At 35.5% G+C, this 18924-nt stretch carries 18 protein-coding genes and 1 pseudogene; 7 read left to right on the forward strand and 12 right to left on the reverse strand.

All coding sequences use genetic code 11. From position 1 onward, the window contains the following. Positions 1-6: 6 nt before the first annotated feature. The 10 genes from paaC to alaS form a co-directional block, all read right to left on the reverse strand. Positions 7-762: a 1,2-phenylacetyl-CoA epoxidase subunit PaaC gene (gene paaC / locus CXF67_RS04730; RefSeq protein WP_102087692.1), complete on the reverse strand. Its 756-nt coding sequence runs from the start codon at positions 760-762 to the stop codon at positions 7-9. Between the two features lie 39 nt (positions 763-801). Then, positions 802-1086: a 1,2-phenylacetyl-CoA epoxidase subunit PaaB gene (gene paaB / locus CXF67_RS04735; protein WP_102087693.1), complete on the reverse strand. Its 285-nt coding sequence runs from the start codon at positions 1084-1086 to the stop codon at positions 802-804. A gap of 46 nt (positions 1087-1132) precedes the next feature. Further along, positions 1133-2116, reverse strand: coding sequence for a 1,2-phenylacetyl-CoA epoxidase subunit PaaA (paaA, locus tag CXF67_RS04740; RefSeq protein WP_102087694.1), 984 nt, complete (start codon positions 2114-2116; stop codon positions 1133-1135). A 72-nt stretch (positions 2117-2188) separates the two neighbouring features. Next, positions 2189-3262 (reverse strand): 2Fe-2S iron-sulfur cluster-binding protein, encoded by a 1074-nt coding sequence (locus CXF67_RS04745; protein ID WP_102087695.1) that lies wholly within the window; start codon positions 3260-3262, stop codon positions 2189-2191. Between the two features lie 92 nt (positions 3263-3354). Continuing rightward, positions 3355-3912, reverse strand: a complete 558-nt coding sequence (locus CXF67_RS04750) for a nitroreductase family protein (RefSeq protein WP_102087696.1) — start codon at positions 3910-3912, stop codon at positions 3355-3357. A 3-nt stretch (positions 3913-3915) separates the two neighbouring features. After that, positions 3916-5067 (reverse strand): DegT/DnrJ/EryC1/StrS family aminotransferase, encoded by a 1152-nt coding sequence (locus CXF67_RS04755; protein ID WP_102087697.1) that lies wholly within the window; start codon positions 5065-5067, stop codon positions 3916-3918. An 11-nt stretch (positions 5068-5078) separates the two neighbouring features. After that, complete coding sequence (locus tag CXF67_RS04760; RefSeq protein ID WP_102087698.1) at positions 5079-5645, reverse strand: sugar transferase; 567 nt, start codon at positions 5643-5645, stop codon at positions 5079-5081. Between the two features lie 108 nt (positions 5646-5753). Then, positions 5754-6323 (reverse strand): TetR/AcrR family transcriptional regulator, encoded by a 570-nt coding sequence (locus CXF67_RS04765; RefSeq protein ID WP_102087699.1) that lies wholly within the window; start codon positions 6321-6323, stop codon positions 5754-5756. Between the two features lie 5 nt (positions 6324-6328). Further along, the gene (locus CXF67_RS04770; RefSeq protein ID WP_102087700.1) at positions 6329-7282 is read right to left on the reverse strand and encodes a GSCFA domain-containing protein; all 954 of its coding nucleotides are present in this window, start codon (positions 7280-7282) and stop codon (positions 6329-6331) included. A 13-nt stretch (positions 7283-7295) separates the two neighbouring features. Next, positions 7296-9914: an alanine--tRNA ligase gene (gene alaS, locus CXF67_RS04775; protein WP_102087701.1), complete on the reverse strand. Its 2619-nt coding sequence runs from the start codon at positions 9912-9914 to the stop codon at positions 7296-7298. Positions 9915-10022: 108 nt separating this feature from the next. Here alaS and CXF67_RS04780 point away from each other — a divergent pair, with 108 nt between their 5' ends. From CXF67_RS04780 to CXF67_RS04800, 5 genes and pseudogenes are all read left to right on the forward strand, one after another. Further along, the gene (locus CXF67_RS04780) at positions 10023-10997 is read left to right on the forward strand and encodes a M23 family metallopeptidase (RefSeq protein WP_102087702.1); all 975 of its coding nucleotides are present in this window, start codon (positions 10023-10025) and stop codon (positions 10995-10997) included. Then, positions 10997-11326 carry a MerR family transcriptional regulator gene (locus CXF67_RS04785; RefSeq protein WP_015023426.1) on the forward strand — a complete coding sequence of 110 codons (330 nt, stop codon included), beginning with the start codon at positions 10997-10999 and terminating at the stop codon, positions 11324-11326. The genes CXF67_RS04780 and CXF67_RS04785 overlap by 1 nt, the downstream gene beginning before the upstream one ends. Positions 11327-11337: 11 nt before the next feature. After that, positions 11338-11941: pseudogene (locus CXF67_RS04790) on the forward strand (LemA family protein). Positions 11942-12042: 101 nt separating this feature from the next. Then, positions 12043-12390, forward strand: a complete 348-nt coding sequence (locus CXF67_RS04795; protein WP_308302170.1) for a TPM domain-containing protein — start codon at positions 12043-12045, stop codon at positions 12388-12390. A 3-nt stretch (positions 12391-12393) separates the two neighbouring features. Next, positions 12394-13194 (forward strand): TPM domain-containing protein, encoded by an 801-nt coding sequence (locus tag CXF67_RS04800; protein WP_102087703.1) that lies wholly within the window; start codon positions 12394-12396, stop codon positions 13192-13194. An 89-nt stretch (positions 13195-13283) separates the two neighbouring features. Here CXF67_RS04800 and der read toward each other — a convergent pair whose 3' ends face one another. Both der and era read right to left on the reverse strand, forming a co-directional pair. Then, positions 13284-14588, reverse strand: coding sequence for a ribosome biogenesis GTPase Der (gene der, locus CXF67_RS04805; protein WP_102087704.1), 1305 nt, complete (start codon positions 14586-14588; stop codon positions 13284-13286). Between the two features lie 439 nt (positions 14589-15027). Beyond that, on the reverse strand, positions 15028-15921 hold the full coding sequence (gene era / locus CXF67_RS04810) for a GTPase Era (RefSeq protein WP_374702240.1): 894 nt from the start codon (positions 15919-15921) through the stop codon (positions 15028-15030). A 287-nt stretch (positions 15922-16208) separates the two neighbouring features. Between era and CXF67_RS04815 the strand changes: the two genes are divergently transcribed. Then, complete coding sequence (locus tag CXF67_RS04815; protein ID WP_102087706.1) at positions 16209-16736, forward strand: hypothetical protein; 528 nt, start codon at positions 16209-16211, stop codon at positions 16734-16736. 210 nt (positions 16737-16946) lie between these two features. Continuing rightward, the gene (locus tag CXF67_RS04820) at positions 16947-18407 is read left to right on the forward strand and encodes an AsmA family protein (protein WP_102087707.1); all 1461 of its coding nucleotides are present in this window, start codon (positions 16947-16949) and stop codon (positions 18405-18407) included. The last annotated feature ends 517 nt before the right edge of the window (positions 18408-18924 follow it).

Raw genomic sequence — 18924 nt, forward strand, 5'->3', positions numbered from 1 at the left:
TAAGACTTACCATTTCATATCGGGGTAAGTGCGTTGCATAAACTGCATGTCGGATAAAATATATCCCATATGTTCTGAATGTATTCCTTTTTTTCCTCCTTTTTGAAAATATTTTACCTCGGGGATTTGAAGTTTACATTCCTTTAGCAAACTCTTTACCATTGTATAATACTCGGATTTCAACGTTGAATTATCCACTCCAAAACCAGCATCAGCAACAACTTGGTCATCTTTTGTCATATGAAACAATTCATCGGTAAACACCCATAAATCATTAACGGCCTGTTGAGTTTTCTGTTTACTTTCATCAGTTCCATCTCCAAGCCTTTTTAACCAATCTCCAGAAAATCGCTTGTGATAGGACACTTCTTTTAAACTCTTTTTAGCGATGGCTTGAAAGTTGACATTCTTGGATTTCTCTAGTTCTTTTAAAAGTAAATAGTGAAACACGTCGAAGAAATACTGTCGAACAATGACATAAGCGAAATCTGTATTTGGCTGTTCTACCAAAAGGACATTTTTATATTCTCTTTCTTTTCTTAAAAAAGCCACATCATCTTCAGTGATATCTTTTGGGGACAATTCGGCTACGTATTGATAATAACTCCGGGTTTGCCCTAATAAATCCAAGGCTATATTTGTTAATGCAATATCGGTTTCCAAAGTAGGCCCGTGACCGCACAATTCTGAAATACGCTGACCTAAAATCATCGAGTTATCAGCGATACCATGAATATAATGTATTAAATTTTCATTTGTCATTTGATAGTGTCTTATAAAGTTGAAGGAGAAAACACCTTTCTACATGTGTTCAATATCGTCTGGTAAGTCATAAAATGTAGGATGACGATATGCTTTGTCTGTTGCTGGTTCAAACATTTCTTCATTATCATCGGGATTGGAGGCTTTTATATTTATGGATTCTACCACCCAAATACTTACCCCTTCATTTCTTCTCGTATAAACATCTCTCGCATTTTTGAGAGCCATCTCTGCATCTGGGGCATGTAAGCTTCCGAAATGGCGATGTTCTAAGCCATTTTTACTCCTTACAAATACTTCCCAAAGCGGCCAGTTCTTTTTCATACCTATTTTGTTAATAATCGATTTCTAGTCATTGCACTAGTCTGAATTAGACAGCCTGTTTTGCCTCTTGGCTTTCGGCTTGTTTTTCAGCATAGGCTACAGCGGCATCTCTTACCCATTCTCCGTTATCCCAAGCCTTTTTTCTAGCAGAAATTCTTTCCTTATTACACATCCCGTGACCTTTTACCACTTGCCAAAATTCTTCCCAGTCTATCTCTCCGAAATCGTAATGACCCGTTTCGTTATTGTATTTCAACTCTGAATCTGGAATGTTTAAGCCAATAATATCTGCTTGAGGAACTGTTTGGTCAATAAACTGTTGACGCAACTCATCATTTGTCTTGCGTTTGAGTTTCCATATCATGGATTGCTCTGTGTGTGTAGATTGCTCATCGGTTGGACCTAGCATCATTAAAGCTGGCCACCACCATCTATTCAAGGCATCTTGCGCCATGTCTTTTTGTTCTTGAGTTCCGTTGCAAAGGGTCATCATGATCTCATAACCTTGTCTTTGGTGAAAACTCTCTTCTTTACAAACTCTCACCATTGCTCTGGCATAAGGTCCAAAAGAGGTACTACAAAGCGGCACCTGATTAATAATTGCTGCGCCATCCACTAACCAGCCAATCGCACCCATATCTGCCCAAGTTAAAGTAGGATAGTTAAATATGCTTGAATATTTTGCTTTACCAGAATGCAACTGCTCGTAGAGTTCTTCTCTAGAAATTCCAAGGGTTTCACAAGCGGAATAAAGGTATAAGCCATGACCTGCTTCATCTTGGACTTTAGCTAAAAGCGCTACTTTTCTCCTTAGAGACGGTGCACGTGAAATCCAATTTGCTTCTGGAAGCATCCCTACTATCTCAGAGTGGGCATGCTGGGAAATTTGACGGATATGTGTTTTTCTATATTTTTCTGGCATCCAGTCTTTTGGTTCAATCTTTCCATCACGAGCAATCTTAGCATCAAACATCTCTTCCAAACTTCGGATTTGGTCAGCATTAGCAATCTTCTTTTCTGTATGACTCATAGCGTTTAGTTTTTAAAATTCAATTTTACTTTATCCTTTTTTATAATATGCCGCTGTTCGACTATCTAAGTTTTAGACATCAAAATCAACAGTAACCTTATCTGATGTTGGAACTGCTTGACAACTCAAAACATAGTTTTGAGCTACTTCATTTTTATCCAAGGCATAATTGACTTTCATCTCTACATCACCTTCCATCACTTTACATTTACAGGTGCTACACACACCCCCTTTACAAGCGAAGGGCAAGTCTGCTCCAGCTGCTAAAGCAGCATCTAAAATATTATCAAAGTCCTTGGTCATTGCAAAGTGAAACTCTTTCCCACCGTCTAAGATAGTAATTTGAGTGCCATCTATCCTTTTGGCCATCGCTGCTTCTGTACGCTTCTTATCTTCTTCAGAAAGACCTGTTACAAAAAGTTCATAATGAATATGATCTTTACTTAACCCCAAGGTAGACAATTCATCTCGAATCATAAAAATCATCTTCTCAGGTCCGCAGATAAAAGTCTCATCGACTTGCTCAATATCAAATACCGTGTTGGCTAAAGTTTGGATTTTCTCTGGTGTAAATCTTCCATTGAGAAGTTCTATATCCCTTTGCTCTCTCGTGAGAAAATAGAAAATTTCAACTCTTCCAAAATATCGATTTCGCAATTGTTCTATTTCTTCTTTAAATATAATAGATTTTGCATTCTTATTTAAATAAAACAGCTTGCAATTCGCTTTTGGCTCTTTGGCGAGGTGAGTTTTAAGCATTGACAAAACAGGCGTAATGCCACTACCAGCTGCAAAAAATAAAAAGGTTTTTTCTTTATGATCGTCCACCTCAACTCCAAAGTCTCCACTTGGCGGCATGACTTCCAAAACATCATTAGCTTTCAACTCCTGATTGACAAATGTTGAAAATTTACCTTCAAAAATTTGCTTAACGGCAACTTTCCATTCGTCATCCACAGGACTAGAACATAAGGAGTAAGACCGCCTGACGTCTTCTCCGTGGATATCCTTTTTTAAAGTTAGATGCTGACCTTGCTGGTATCGAAACTCATTCTTTAACTCCGCGGGAATATCGAAGGTCACTACTGAGCACTCTTCAGTCTCCTTGTAAACTTCTTTTACCTTAATCGGAAAAAAACTAGCCATTAATTATAAATTTATAAACAAAACTAACGATTGTTAGTTTATAAACAATAAAAATGGTGTTAAAATTTAGAGTCTGCAAATCATATACCTATTTACAGGTACTCTACTTTGGCATCGATAGGAGATTTTCTCTTTCCTTCTAGAAGTTCACCATCTAATTTTCCCATATAAAAAAAACCTAAACAGCTTTCACCTTCATTAAAGTTGAAGAATTCATCCAGATGGTTAATAAGAGAAGGAGAGCTCCAATACGCACCAATTTTTAATGCTGTACAAGCAAGCCACATATTTTGAACAGCCATCGCAACCGCAGAAATTTCTTCCCATTCTGGAGGTATCCGTTTTGGGCTTTTTTGAATACAAATAGCTATAACCGTATGGGAATTCTCAAATTTAGAACTGATTTTTTTATTTTTAAAGGAAGAAGGCTTATCCTCTAATTCTGCATTCTTTTCTATAAGATAATCAGCAAGTTTCAACCTGCTTTCTCCCTGCATAACCTTAAACCTCCAAGGTTCGGTATTTCTATGGGTTGGAGCCCAATTGGCAGATTCTAAAATTTTCTGCAACTCTTCGTCTGTAATAGGCTGCTTGTTATATTGATTTGGTGAGACTGTTCGTCTTTGCTGAATGAGTTCAAAAATATCCATATTCTATTTATTTTGAAAAAATTCTAGAATCGCTTTTTTGATTCTTGTTCTCTCTTCATCGGTAAGATTAGATCCTGATGGTAAGCACAAGCCTACCTCGAACAGGTGTTCTGCCACTTGACCACCATAAAATGGCATTTTTTCGAAAACAGGTTGTAAGTGCATCGGTTTCCAAAGTGGACGGCTTTCTATATTGTATTGGTCTAAATGCAAACGAAGATCTTCTCGACTTATCCCTTTTGTGGGTTCTGGACGGACCGTAATTGCTGATAACCAATGGTTACTGAAAAAATCATTATCAGGCTCGGTAAAGACCTCCACTTGGTCAATAGTTTCGAATATCGACTTATAAAAGTGAAACATCTCTCTTCTCAAGCCAACATGCTCATCCAAAACTATCATTTGTCCACGACCGATTCCAGCTGAGATGTTACTCATTCGGTAATTGAATCCAACTTCAGTATGTTGATAATGTGGTGCAGCATCTCTAGCTTGAGTCGAATAATAAACGGTTTTATCTTTTGACTCTTTGTCTGCACAGACCAAAGCACCTCCACCAGAAGTTGTAATGATTTTATTTCCATTGAAGGAAAGTGCTGCAAACTCTCCAAACGTCCCACAGTTTTTGGATTTATAAGTGGATCCTAAAGATTCAGCTGCATCCTCAATAATAGGAATGTTATATTTCTGTGCAACAGCTCCTACCTCATCAACTTTATAAGGCATCCCATATAGATGAACTGGGATAATAGCTTTTGGCTTTTTACCTTTAGAAATTCTATCTACAATGGCCTCTTCTAAGGCTTTGGGGCAAATATTCCAAGTTGAAATTTCGCTGTCTACAAAAATAGGCGTTGCCCCTAGATACATAATAGGATTTGCAGATCCGCAAAAAGTAAAACTTTGGCAAATCACCTCATCTCCATGACTTACTCCTAACTGGACTAGAGCCAAATGAATAGCTGCAGTACCACTGCTTAATACTCCTATTTGTTTATCATTTCCAAGATACTGTTGTAAGTCTTCTTCGAATCCATTCACATTTGGACCTAAAGGTGCAATCCAATTTTCTTCAAAAGCTTTTGCAACAAACTCTTGTTCTTGGCCTCCCATATGAGGAGAGGATAACCATATTTTTGATAATTCTGAAGACATTGAATTTAGATTTAATTAAGGAACGGTAAAAGTATAGTTTTTAGAAGAATGTTTAGGTCATATACAAATGAAACTTTTTTGTAGTAGCGAAGATTTAACTCTACTTTTTGAGGGAACAAGACTTCGTCATTATAGGCCAGCGGGTTGCTTTGCTGAGCAAGGATTACTTCTTCATTTGCAAATTGTAAAGATGCTAAACCAGTAATTCCTGGTTTCAATTGAAGAATCAAACGGCTTTCCCCTGTCAATTTATCATAATACCCAGGAATGTCTGGCCGAAATCCGACAAGACTCATATCTCCTCTTATAACATTAAAAAGTTGTGGAAGTTCATCAATTTTTGTTTTCCGTATACCCCTCAAAAAGGCATTGGTAGAGGTATTGGTTTTGATCGTTTTAAATTTATACACTGTAAAGTAATGACCCCCCTGCCCTACTCGAGTTTGATAAAAAATAGGATTGGAAAAATGGATAAGAAAAAGGACTATATAGATTAAGGTCAAAAATGGAAATAGAATAATCACTCCAAAAAGACTTAAAAACACATCCAAAAAAGACTTTCCAAACTTCAAATACATAGACTAAAATAAAAAATACTCAATAAAAACACTCGACTAAATGCATAAATAAATCTGAAGATATTGAGCGTAAAAAAAAAACCTAAAAGACGCTCTTGTGAAATTTCGTTACGACTTGACAAGTATCCCTTTTAAAAGAATATCGGTGATGTCTTTTTTTAAGTCGTTTTCACTTAGATCACTCCGCTTGCGATACCAAAGATGCAAAGTTCTTAAAGTCGACAGGATTGAAAATAAAATAATATCTATATTTTGAAACGCAATCTCCTTATGCTCAATTCCTTGAGTTATAATACTTCTCAAATCATTTTCATAGGTGTCTCGCATCATTTTAAAATCTTCAAGGTGCTTGCCTTCCAGATGCATCCAGTCATTATTGAGAATAGCGATAGCTTCTGGGTTATTTATCGTTAAGTCCACATGATGTTTAATGACGCCTTCTAACTGTGTTTTGGCATCCACATTGAGGCTTTTTATGATATTCATTTCATGGGTAAAATAACGGGCAACATCCAATACAATATCAGCTAAAATCTCTTCTTTAGAAGAAATATGATTATAAAGGCTAGCCGCTTTAAAGTCTATTACTTTGGCTAAATCCCGCATACTTACAGATTTGTAGCCTCGTTCTCTAAAAAGGGTTTTGGCAGTATCTATTATTTCTTGCTTTCGAGTCATAAGGTCTAGAATCTCATAAAAGAATACTTTTTAGTAAGCTCTTCTTTAAATTTATATTGGTAGGCTTTTAATTTTGAGTCAGTTTTTACAGAGGAATCCATAGGCCGATGAGCCAAAGACTTTTGAAGCTTTTGCACTTTAGCCATGTCCTCATAAATTCCTTCAGAAATAAAACTATGCATAAATTTTTCCCAGATCATATCAATCGCTACCTCACTAGGATGAATCAAATCTCGTTTATAAAATCGATAATCCCGAAACTCGTCTATCATCAATTCATAAGACGGGAAATACTGAAGTTTTGAAAATGACATCTCCTCTAAAACACAGTGCAAAGCAGATATTAAATGAGATTTACTTCTTGAATTTTCAAGCATTCCATCCTTAATATGTCTTACAGGAGATACCGTAAAAATAATATTAACCTTTGGATTTATCTCCCGAATACAATTAACAAGTTTAGACAAAATTTGATGTAACTCTTCTACCGAAATCAATTGCTTTTCGAACTTAGCTTGAGGAACTTTATGGCAATTGGCGACCCGCTGACCAGAAGCTATATGTCTATAAACGAATGATGTCCCCAAAGTAATAAGGATATGACTAGACTCTACACAAGCTGTTTTAAGTTCTTTTCCTGCTGAATTTAATTCTGCTAAAATTTCAGCCGAAGACGTCCTGTTTAATCTGGAATGAGCATAAAAAGAATGCCATTTTTGATCCTGCTGAAATACATCATCTACTGAAAAGGAGTCGTTAGACAATGCTTTCTCCAAGACGTTCAATAAGACCTGCGGATGAAACAAGATACCAAATGGATTTTGAGTGGTTTTGAATTTATAATAAGTCAATTTATCACCGATATGTTCCGCAAAACAAGAGCCTAGACTCAACAGTTTTGAGTCGTAATCGATAGGCGATGACGACAACTGTAAAGGAATTTCAGTGGTTAATTTCATTTTATTTTTTTGATTACTTACCTTCTACAATAGTTTTTGCCTCGGCTAAAGCTTGAGGTATACCATCTGGATTTCTACCCCCAGCAGTCGCGAAAAAAGCTTGTCCTCCTCCACCGCCTTGGATGTGCTTACCTAGAGATTTTATAATTTTTCCAGCATTCCAGGACTTGGACTCCACTAGAGCCTTAGAAATATAGCAAGCTAGTAATGCCTTACCATTCTGCTTTGAAGCTAGAACGACAAATAAGTCATTGTGTTCTCCACCAAGCTGAAAAGCCAGATCCTTCATGGCATTTGCATCCAAATTGACCTGATGAGCTAAAAATTGAATGCCCTTTATGCCTTTCAGTTGAGATTGAACTTCAGTTTTAACTTGCTTTAGTTTCAAGACATTCAACTGTTCAATCTCTTTTTTCAAGCTAGTATTTTCTTCCTGAAGAGATTCAACTGACTTCAAAACGTCTTGTGGCTTATTCAGAATATATTTTACTTGACTTAAAACCTCTGACTCTTTGGTCAAAAATTCTTTCGCAGCATCTGAGGTAATAGCCTCTATTCGTCGTATACCCGAGGCTACAGAAGCTTCATTGTTGATGATAAAATGCCACAATTTGGAAGTATTCTCTACATGAGTTCCACCACAGAGTTCTTTGGAATTCCCGAATTTCACAAACCTAACGGTGTCACCGTATTTTTCACCAAATAAGGCAATAGCTCCTTTATCGATGGCTACATCGTAAGGAATAGTGCGTTCTTCTTCAAAGGTTAGATTTTCTTTGATCCTCGCATTCACGAAGTCTTCGATAGCCTGCAATTCTTCTTGAGTAAGTTTTGAATAATGGGAGAAATCAAATCTTAAATAGCCTGAATGAACCATGGAGCCTTTCTGCTCAACATGAGTTCCTAGAATACTCCGCAAGGCTTGATGTAGCAAGTGAGTTGCTGTATGGTTAGACGCCGTTCTTTGGCGCTGATTCACATCGACCACCGCCTTAAAGTCCTCTTGAATATTTTTTGGCAAAGACTTGGTGATATGTATAATCTGATTGTTTTCCTTTTTGGTATCAATCACAAAAACAGTGTCGCCATTAGGTGTTTCCAGGTATCCTTTGTCCCCTACTTGCCCTCCTCCTTCTGGATAAAATGGAGTTAGGTTAAACACCAACTGGTAGAGTTCCCCCTCTTTTTTGGAGGTTACTTTTCTATATTTAGTGATGCTTACGTCAGCTTCTGTGTCATCGTATCCAATAAATTCTCCTTGATCATCTGTCTTTAAAACCACCCAATCACTTGAGCTTGTTTGTGCTGCAGCTTTGGATCTCTGCTTTTGTTTTTGAAGCTGCACTTCGAAGCCTTTTTGATCTAATGCGTAGCCTTTTTCACTTAAGATAAGAGTCGTCAAATCAATTGGAAAACCGAATGTGTCATAAAGTTCAAAAGCTTTTTGTCCACTTATTATTTTGGAAGAAGACTCATTAACAATACTATCTAGTAACCCTAAGCCTTGTTCTAAGGTTTTTAAAAATGACTTTTCTTCCTCGTGAATCACATTTTCACAAAGGTTTTTTTGAGAAATAAGCTCAGGGAAAACGTCTCCCATTTGCTTAGACAATACCTCTACAAGTTTATAAATAAATGGAGTTTGGATATTTAAAAAGGTAAAGCCATAACGAATAGCTCTTCTCAAAATCCGACGAATCACATAGCCAGCTCCGGTGTTGCTAGGAAGTTGACCATCGGCAATGGCGAAAGCGACCGCACGAATGTGATCAGAAATCACTCGTATTGCAATGTCTATATCCTCGGTTTTCCCATAGGTAGTTCCTGTAATAGTTTCTATTTCTCGAATGAGCGGAGTAAAAACATCGGTATCATAATTGGAAGTCTTCCCTTGCATCACCATACATAAACGCTCAAAGCCCATTCCTGTATCAATATGCTTGGCAGGAAGAGATTCCAAACTCCCGTCAGCTTTACGATTATACTGTATAAATACCAAATTCCAAATTTCCACAACTTGCGGATGATCTCTATTCACGAGGTCTTTTCCTGGAATTTTTGCCTTTTCCTCAGTAGATCTTAAGTCGACATGAATTTCTGACGCGGGTCCACAAGGCCCTTGATCCCCCATTTCCCAAAAATTATCCTTTTTATCTCCTAATAAAATCTTATCCTCTTTCACTAAAGCCTTCCATAAATCATAAGCTTCAGAATCCCTCTGGAGACCATCAGCTTTATCCCCCTCGAAGATAGTTACGTACAAGTTATCTTTAGAAATCTCTAAGACGTCTGTTAAAAATTCCCAAGCCCAATCGATAGCTTCTTTTTTGAAATAATCTCCAAAACTCCAGTTGCCAAGCATTTCGAACATGGTATGGTGGTAAGTGTCTTTTCCCACTTCTTCAAGATCGTTATGCTTACCGCTGACTCTCAAACATTTTTGAGTGTCTGTCACCCTAGTTTGGTTAGGTACAGAGTTTCCTAGAAAATAAGGCTTAAATTGGTTCATTCCCGCATTTATAAACATAAGCGTGGGATCATCTTTAAGAACAATAGGGGCAGAATTCACTATGGCGTGAGATTTGCTCTTAAAAAATTCTAAAAACTGACGACGAAGAAGGGTTGATTTCATAAAGTCTCTGATGAATAAATTTAAAATGTTTTAATTTTAGGCTATATTTGTAGGTTAAAGACTAGTGTTTTGTAACCTATTTGCGCAAAAATACTATAAAATAAAAGAATGAGTCAGGTAAAATATTACTACGACAGCGATACGCTATCCTACAGGAAAATTGAACCTAAAAAGGGTAAAAAGTTTGCGTTAGCTGTTTTATTTTTATTAGGAATTATTGCAACAAGTTTCATACTAGCTCTAGTCTACATTAATATCCCAAGTTTAGAAACCCCAAAAGAGAAAGCTTACAAAAGAGAAGTTGAAAATATGAAATTTCAATATGAGCTTTTAAATAAACGTATGGATGATGTTGTAAGTGTTTTGAAAAATGTAGAAGAGCGAGATAATAATATTTACAGAGTCTATTTTGAAGCTAACCCCATTAGTGTAGAACAACGAAAGTCGGGTTTTGGTGGAATTAACCGGTATAAAGATTTAGAAGGTTATGAAAATTCTGAAATCATTGTTGAAGCTACAGAAGGCCTTGATAAGCTTTCAAAAAGGCTGATAATACAGTCAAAATCTCTAGATGAAATTGCAGCTTTAGCGAAGAACAAAGAAGCCCTTTTGGCATCTATACCAGCGATACAACCTGTAAAAAACGATGATTTAAAGAGAATGGCTTCTGGTTATGGTATGCGTATGCATCCTATTCTAAAATACAGAAAGATGCATAATGGCATGGATTTTTCTGCACCTTCTAAAACTGAAATATTTGCTACAGGTAATGCTACCGTAAAAAAAGCTAAGCGGACTAGTGGTTTTGGAAATCTCATCGTATTGGATCATGGGTTTGGTTATGAAACTTATTATGCTCACCTAAGTAAATTTAACGTTAAACACGGACAAAAAGTGAAGCGTGGCGAAATTATAGGTTATGTTGGAAACTCAGGACTTTCTACAGCACCGCATTTACATTATGAAGTTCATAAAAACGGCAAAGTAGTCAACCCTATCAATTTTTACCATGGCGATTTAACAGCAGAAGAATACGATATTATGTTGAATCAATCGACTTTAGAAAATCAATCTTTAGACTGATGAAACACAACTTAGCAGACAAACTCTATTATACAATTGGAGAAGTTGCTAAAGCATTTGATGTGAACTCTTCACTAATTCGATTCTGGGAAAAAGAATTTGATGAGATTCAGCCCAAAAAGAATGCTAAAGGCAATCGTAAATTCACCCGACAAGATGTAAAAACTATAGATCTTATTTATCATCTGGTAAAAGAACGCGGGTTTACACTAGAAGGTGCTAAGACTCACTTACGAGAAGATAAAAAAGAAACGCTTTCAAAATTTGAATTGATCAGCAAATTGAAAGCTATTAGATATGAACTTATGTCTATCAAAAATCAGCTTTAAAATTAAAAACTATGAAAAAGTGGTTAATCCCCTTTATTGTTATTCTTGTTGTAGGATTCGGTTTCTACAGCTGAACCAAAGGATTTAATAATACAGCTGTAACGTTCCAAGAAGACGCAAAAACATCCACCCTGGAATAATATAGAAAGTGCTTATCAACGACGTAATGGCCTCATCGGTCATCTGGTAAAAACCGTGCAAGGTGCTGCCGATTTCGAGAGAGACACGTTAACAGAAGTTATAAAAGCTAGAGCCAAGGCTACTTCTGTAAATATCAACGCTGATAATCTTACCTAAGAAAACATTAAGCAATATGAGCAAGATCAAGGTGGACTAAATTCTGCTTTATCTAGGCTTTTGGTGAGCGTTGAACGCTATCCAGATTTGAAATCCAACCAAAATTTTATGAATTTGCAGACCCAGTTGGAAGGCACTGAAAACAGAATTAATGTCGAGAGAAATCGCTTCAATGGTTCTGTAGGCACCTACAATAAACACATTAAGGTATTCCCAAATTCAATCTTTGCTGGATGGTTCAATTTTGAAGACATGTCTAGATATTCAGCCGATGAAGGCTCCGAGAATGCCAAAGAAGTTGAATTTGATTTTGAATAAATATTAGTATTATGACAAAAGTATCTGAATTTATTACTCCAACCGATGAGCAAGACATTATAGAGGCGATAAAAAAAGCCGAATGAAATACGTCTGGAGAGATTAGAATTCACGTAGAAGTAAAATGTCCAAAAGACAGATTTGAAAGGGCTTTAGAGGTTTTTCAAGAACTCAATTTACATAAAACTGAACTCTCCAATGGTGTTTTAATCTACGTTGCTGTAGAGGATCATCAACTCGTAATCCTCGGAGATAAAGGAATAAACGAGGTAGTACCAAAAGGGTTTTGGGAAAGCACAAGAGACGAAATCTTAAGCGAATTCAAACAGAATGAATATAAAACAGGCTTAGTGAAAGGAATTCATGAAGCTGGCGAACAACTAAAGCAACATTTCCCTTACCAATCTGACGATATTAACAAACTCGACAATGACATTTCTAAAGGTTAATTTATGAAGTTATCACGCACACTTTTAACACTCTCTACCTTATTCCTTAGTTTTTTAAGTTTTGAAGGTTATTCTCAAATTGAAATTCCACAAAAACCTTCTAAAGAAATGGCTGTTTATGACAATGCCAAATTCTTTAAGGATAATGAAGTGAAACAACTTAGGCAGAAGTTAGAAACTTATGCAGATACAACCTCTACTCAGATTATAGTGGCAACCATAAATACATTAAATGGAGAATATATAGGAACGTATGCTGCTGAGTGGGCCCAAAAATGGGGTGTCGGTCAAAAAGAAGAAGATAACGGACTTCTGATTTTGATATCCAAAGCAGATAGTAAAATCTGGATCACAACGGGTTATGGTTTAGAGGAATACCTGACTGATGCGACGACAAAAACAATTATAGAAAACATAATACTCCCTGAGTTTAGAAAAGCTAACTATTATGAAGGTATAGACAAAGGTACCAACGCAATTTTCGAAGTTCTTGCTGGAAATTTTGAGGGCTCTAAAGTTCAAAAATCGTCTAAAGACAAGTCATGGCCTTTTGCTATATTACCTGTTATCATTTTTATTGTCATTCTTATCATTGCAAAGAGAAGAAAAAAAGGTGGGGGGCCAGGAAAAGGAAATAGAAACTCTTCACCAAATTTATTAGACATTCTTATCCTCAGTAGTTTAGGAAGCAGCATGGGAGGTGGCTTTGGCGGAGGATCCTCTGGAGGTTTTGGCGGCGGCGGTTTCGGCGGCGGCTTTGGCGGAGGTGGTTTCGGTGGAGGTGGTGCTGGTGGAAGCTGGTAATCTTTAACCATTCATATCTCAATAAAAAACCCTTTTAAAACGTATGTTTTAAAAGGGTTTTTTATTTTGGTCGTTAAATTTAAAAAAAATTATTTTTTCCTCATATAAATAGAAACAGGAACACCGTTAAAATTAAATTCCTGTCTTAGTTTATTTTCAATAAAACGTTTATAGGAATCTTTCACATACTGAGGAAGATTACAGAAAAACGCAAATTGAGGTTGGGGAGTCGGCAATTGAGTGATGTATTTAATCTTTACATACTTACCTTTAAGTGCTGGCGGAGGATTTTCTGCTATAATAGGAAGTAAAATATCATTCAACACCCGAGTTTTAATTTTTGTACTTCGGTTTTTATAAACCTCTACAGCTGTTTCTATAGCTTTATAAATTCTTTGCTTGTTCAATACCGATATAAAAACAATAGGCACATCAACAAATGGAGAAATTTCTTTTCTGACCTTAGCTTCAAAATCTTTCATGGTGTTGGTCTCTTTTTCTACCAAATCCCATTTATTGACAAGGATAACTATGCCCTTTCTGTTTTTTTCTGCTAACCAAAAAATACTTTGTACTTGGCTATCGAAACCTCGTGAAGCATCCATAACAATTAAACAAACATCTGAATTTTCTATAGCTCTCACACTTCGCATGACAGAATAGAACTCAAGATCTTCTTTAACTTTAGCTTTTCTTCGAATTCCTGCAGTGTCTACAAGCTTAAAGTCAAACCCAAACCGAGTGTAACGTGTATCTATAGAATCTCTAGTAGTTCCAGGAATATCGGTAACGATATACCGGTCTTCACCAATAAGAGCATTGATAAAAGAAGATTTTCCTGCATTAGGTCTACCGACTACTGCAAATTTTGGTAGGTCTTCTTCCTCCTCTAGCTCGCGTTCTGGCAACTTCTCTACTAAAGCATCTAGAAGTTCACCTGTACCACTACCACTGGTTGCTGAAATAGAATAATACTCTCCTAAACCTAAATTGTAAAACTCAAGAGCATCTGTTCTGTTTTTGTTTGAATCTACCTTATTCACACACAACACAACGGGTTTATTAATTCGGCGCAGAAGTTTTGAAACATCTTGATCCATGGGGGTTATTCCAGTAATCACATCGACTACAAAAATAATCACATCTGCTTCATCTATAGCAAGCTCAACTTGTTTGTCAATTTCCTTTTCAAAAACATCATCACTTCCTATGACATATCCACCGGTATCTATTAAAGTAAATTCACGCCCATTCCAATCCGATTTACCATAGTGCCTATCTCGTGTTACTCCACTCGCAGAGTCCACAATGGCTTCTCTACGTTTTATCATTCGATTAAAAAGGGTAGATTTTCCTACGTTTGGTCGACCTACAACGGCTACAATACTATTCATTTCTGTAATTTTAATAATTTGCAAAGATACAATATATTGTCTAGCTATTTCAATAAGAATTAAAATGGTTTATAGATTATAATTTCTCATAAAAAACAGTTTAAAAGGTAAAGTAAAAAACCTTTATTTTTATATTCAAAACGAAGATTTGTTTCAGGTGTAGAAAAATTGCAGTTATACTTCTGGATTTTGAATTTGTAATTTCGTAGTACACCCTTGAAAAGGCTTTCATAAACTAAAGTTACTTCAGAAAAGGATTATACTAAAGTCAGCGTATGAACTTAAAAATACCTGTATGGGTTTTAAGCCGGTTGTAACTTTGATTTTAAGATGTCTAAAAGAAGAAAAATCACTAAAAAAAACTCATTTTAGAGCTGCCAATACCCAAAAAATACAAAGCCAAAATAAACTCGGAATGGAAAGTATTTAGGTAAAGTAGCTAGTCTTGGTTATATCCGAAGCGCTTAAGTTGCTTACCATCGTTTCTCCAATTCTTATTTACTTTCACATAAGTTTCCAGATGAATTTTTTTATCAAAAAACTTCTCTAAATCTTTTCTAGACTCGGTTCCAACACGCTTTATAGCAGAGCCTTTGTGACCTAGAATAATAGCCTTCTGAGATTCGCGCTCTACCATAATAACGCTACGGATGTGAATAATAGATTCGCTTTCTTCAAAACTTTCTGTTTCCACCTCTACGCTATATGGAATTTCTTTTTTATAATGAATCAGGATTTTTTCTCGAATTTTCTCGTTGACAAAAAATCGTTCTGGTTTATCTGTTAATTGATCTTTGGGATAAAAAGCAGGGGACTCTGGTAACAGTTCTAAAATACGATTAAAAACTTCGGTGACTCCAAAGTTTTCTAGGGCCGATATAGCAAAGATCTCAGCATTTGGTAATTGCTCTTGCCAATGCTTTTGTTGAGATAACAATAGCTCCTCATTCCCTTTATCTATTTTATTAAGAAGTAACAAAACTGGCATTTCAGCATGCTGAAGTTTTGTAAAAAACGACTCGTCCTTAAGTGCTTTTTCACCAATCTCCACTAAATACAAAAGCACATCTGCATCTTGAAAGGCCGATTTCACAAAATCCATCATAGAATTTTGTAAACCATACGCAGGCTTTATAATTCCAGGAGTATCACTTAATACCATCTGAAAATCCTCCCCATTAACAATTCCAAGAATTCTATGACGAGTGGTTTGGGCTTTGCTCGTAATAATAGAAAGCTTCTCCCCTACAAAGGCATTCATCAAGGTGGATTTCCCTACGTTTGGATTTCCAATGATATTTACAAATCCGGCTTTATGTGTTTTTGCTTCGATAATAATTAAATTTATTTTTTACAAAAATAGACAATTAGTAACAACTCATCGCTAATACCAATTTAAACCTATAATGTCGCAATAAATCGTTTCTTCTTCGTCTGCTTTTTATCAAAAATAATTACCGTAACTAAGCTATGCTACTTATTTTTAACTTCAATAAATCAAAAAACCTGTGCTGAGCTACGTCGTAGTATAACTCAATTTATTCATGCAACATTATAAATTTAATTTGGTATGACGAACTAAGATCGATATCTTATATTTACCTTTAAAATAACCTCTCAATGAAAAAAATACTTTTTATAATCGTCATTTTCTTTTCTGTAAGTGCTTTTGCGCAATCTGAATATACATTATCTTATGCTGAATTTCACGAACCGAAAATCAATATTGGCTATTTAATTCTAGGCAACTTTGATGTCACTTATGAATATCTTATTAATGAAGAGTCTGGTGTAGGGGTAAACCTTATGGTTCCATTCGATGACTACATCGATTGGAATATAAAATATAATCTTACAGGATACTACAGGTTTTATTTTGGAAATAATTATGCAGAGGGATTTTTTGGTGAAATTTTCACAAACTTAAATAGTGTCGAAGATAGAATTGAAGTTGAAGGAGGAAGACAGAATAAAGACATCACCGATTTGGCTCTTGGATTTAGCGGGGGCTATAAACTTGTCTCTAGCAGAGGTATGATCTTAGAAGCTTTTCTTGGTGGAGGTCGTAACTTGTTTAGCGAATATAATTCTCAACGTAATTTTAACTTTGTTTTAAGAGCGGGACTTAATGCTGGCTATAGATTCTGATCTTTTCTAAAATTGAATACATTCATTAATAGTTTACTCATAAAAACCACTTCTATCTTAACTTTAGATAAAAAACTTCGCGCATTATTCAAAGTTAAATAATGGGTGAATTTTTACGATTTATTTTCAATTTACGTCTATAAAAATTGATACCTAAAGTGAAGTTGAACCCTGTTTTTGAGTAATTTCAAAAGCCCAATTAAATTTAAAATGAAAAAAACTCTATCCTATATTGTCATTATATCTTCACTATTTGTCATTAGCTTTATTATTGCTGATTTCATTATCTCCAATAAAGTAAAAAAAAGACTTAGCAAAGAGCCCTCAATATCATACACGAGCTTTAACGTGAATGTACTTACGGGAAGTCTAGAACTAGAAGGATTTAAATTCTATGATTCTATCAAAGATATTCAGGCAGACTATATTTATTTGAATGTGGATGTGTTACTCTATACTCTGAAAAAGGACATCAAAATTGAAAACCTTGAAGTAAAAGGTCTCAATCTGAAATACAATACTACTTTAGTTAAAGTAGCAAATAATAAAATTACTCTAGACGCAGCTTCTCCAGTAGAAATTAAAGCTATAAAAATCAGCCAATCTTCTGTTGAATACACGACGGCAAAAGGCAAAAGACTTCGTATTAACGAGATAGATTTAGCAGCCAAAAATGCCCGATGGCCTTTGGACATCAACTTCGACTGGCTTATGGACGACTCTTTTACTATAAAAGCAAAAGACTTACATTATGATCTAGACGACCTACACGATCTAACTATTGACGATCTCAGCTTTAAAAATAGAAAAGTAGACTTTAAAAATTTCAAAATAAAACCAAAGTACACACAGCAATCCTACATCAGACATATCAAGATAGAAAAGGATTTAATGGATCTAGATGCCAAATTGATAAGCCTTGAGGGATTAGAACTAGTCCAAAACGAAGACAAACTACAACTCTCCTTAGATAAAATCCTTTTAGATTCCACGAATTTCAATATCTACAGGGATAAGACCATATCAGATGACACTTCCTATAAGCCTTTATATAGCGAATCACTAAGAGACTTAGGATTTGATCTCTTAGTGGATTCCATACTGGTTTCTAAGTTAGCTATCAACTATCAGGAATTATTCCATACAGACCGGCCTCCAGGGGACATAAATTTTGAAAGTATAGATGTTCAAATTACGAACTTACATAACGGCATCAACAAAGAAAAGTCTGAGATAGCAGTGATCGCTTCAGGGAAATTATCTAAACAGTCTCAGATTTTATTCACTATGAGTTTGAATCCAAGTCAAGAAAGATTTAAGGTTTCAACACTCATAAAGGATGTCGAGGATAGCTCTGTGAATACATTTTTGGCTCCAGCCATGCGCATGAAATTAGAGGGAAAGATCAATAGAATCGAAACAGCATTTATAGGAACAAATTCCGAAGCAAAAGGAGAATTCAAAATTGCCTATAAAAATCTTAAATTAAAGATTCTTAATAAAAGAGGAGGCGAAAATCATTTTGCGAGTTTACTTAGCAATGTATTTGTGAACAATAAGGATGTCGATAAAACTATTCATATAGATAAGGTGAAAAGAGATACTACCAAGTCGTTTTGGAATTATCTATGGAAAATTCACCTAAAGGGCCTAGAACAATCCCTTTTATAAAATTCTATTGAAAAATGAAGGCTAAACTTTTCTGTAAAATTAAATCTTGAAAGTAACCATAGGATTCTTAATGTGGATGACAATATTTCAAGCTAAGCTTACCCTTATAAAATGGGAAATGCCTTATCTACCCTGTATTCCAATTCCTATAAGATCAGCATTCATATTAAAAGCAAGATTTCAAATACGGCGTTCAACTGTAATGTCATTATAGATTTGGATGAATTAAACGCTAGTGGTCATGAAAACTCATCACAATATTTATTAATTTCTTTGATGGTTTTATATTTATGAAGAATAGCGATGCAAACCAAATATAGCTCGACATTTAAAAGCTTTAAATAAATCAAGGCTTTTTCGAACGCATTTCTAGTATTTAAAGTAAGATTGAAACGAAAACAAAAGACTTTATGTTAAAACAGGTATACCTTATTTAATAACTAACAAAGGATTATGAGAAAACCTAACCACTCTTTCTGTATTAGACCAATTTAAACTTATAATGTAGCAATAAATC

The organism is Psychroflexus sp. MES1-P1E (assembly GCF_002836055.1).
Classification (GTDB): Bacteria; Bacteroidota; Bacteroidia; order Flavobacteriales; family Flavobacteriaceae; genus Psychroflexus.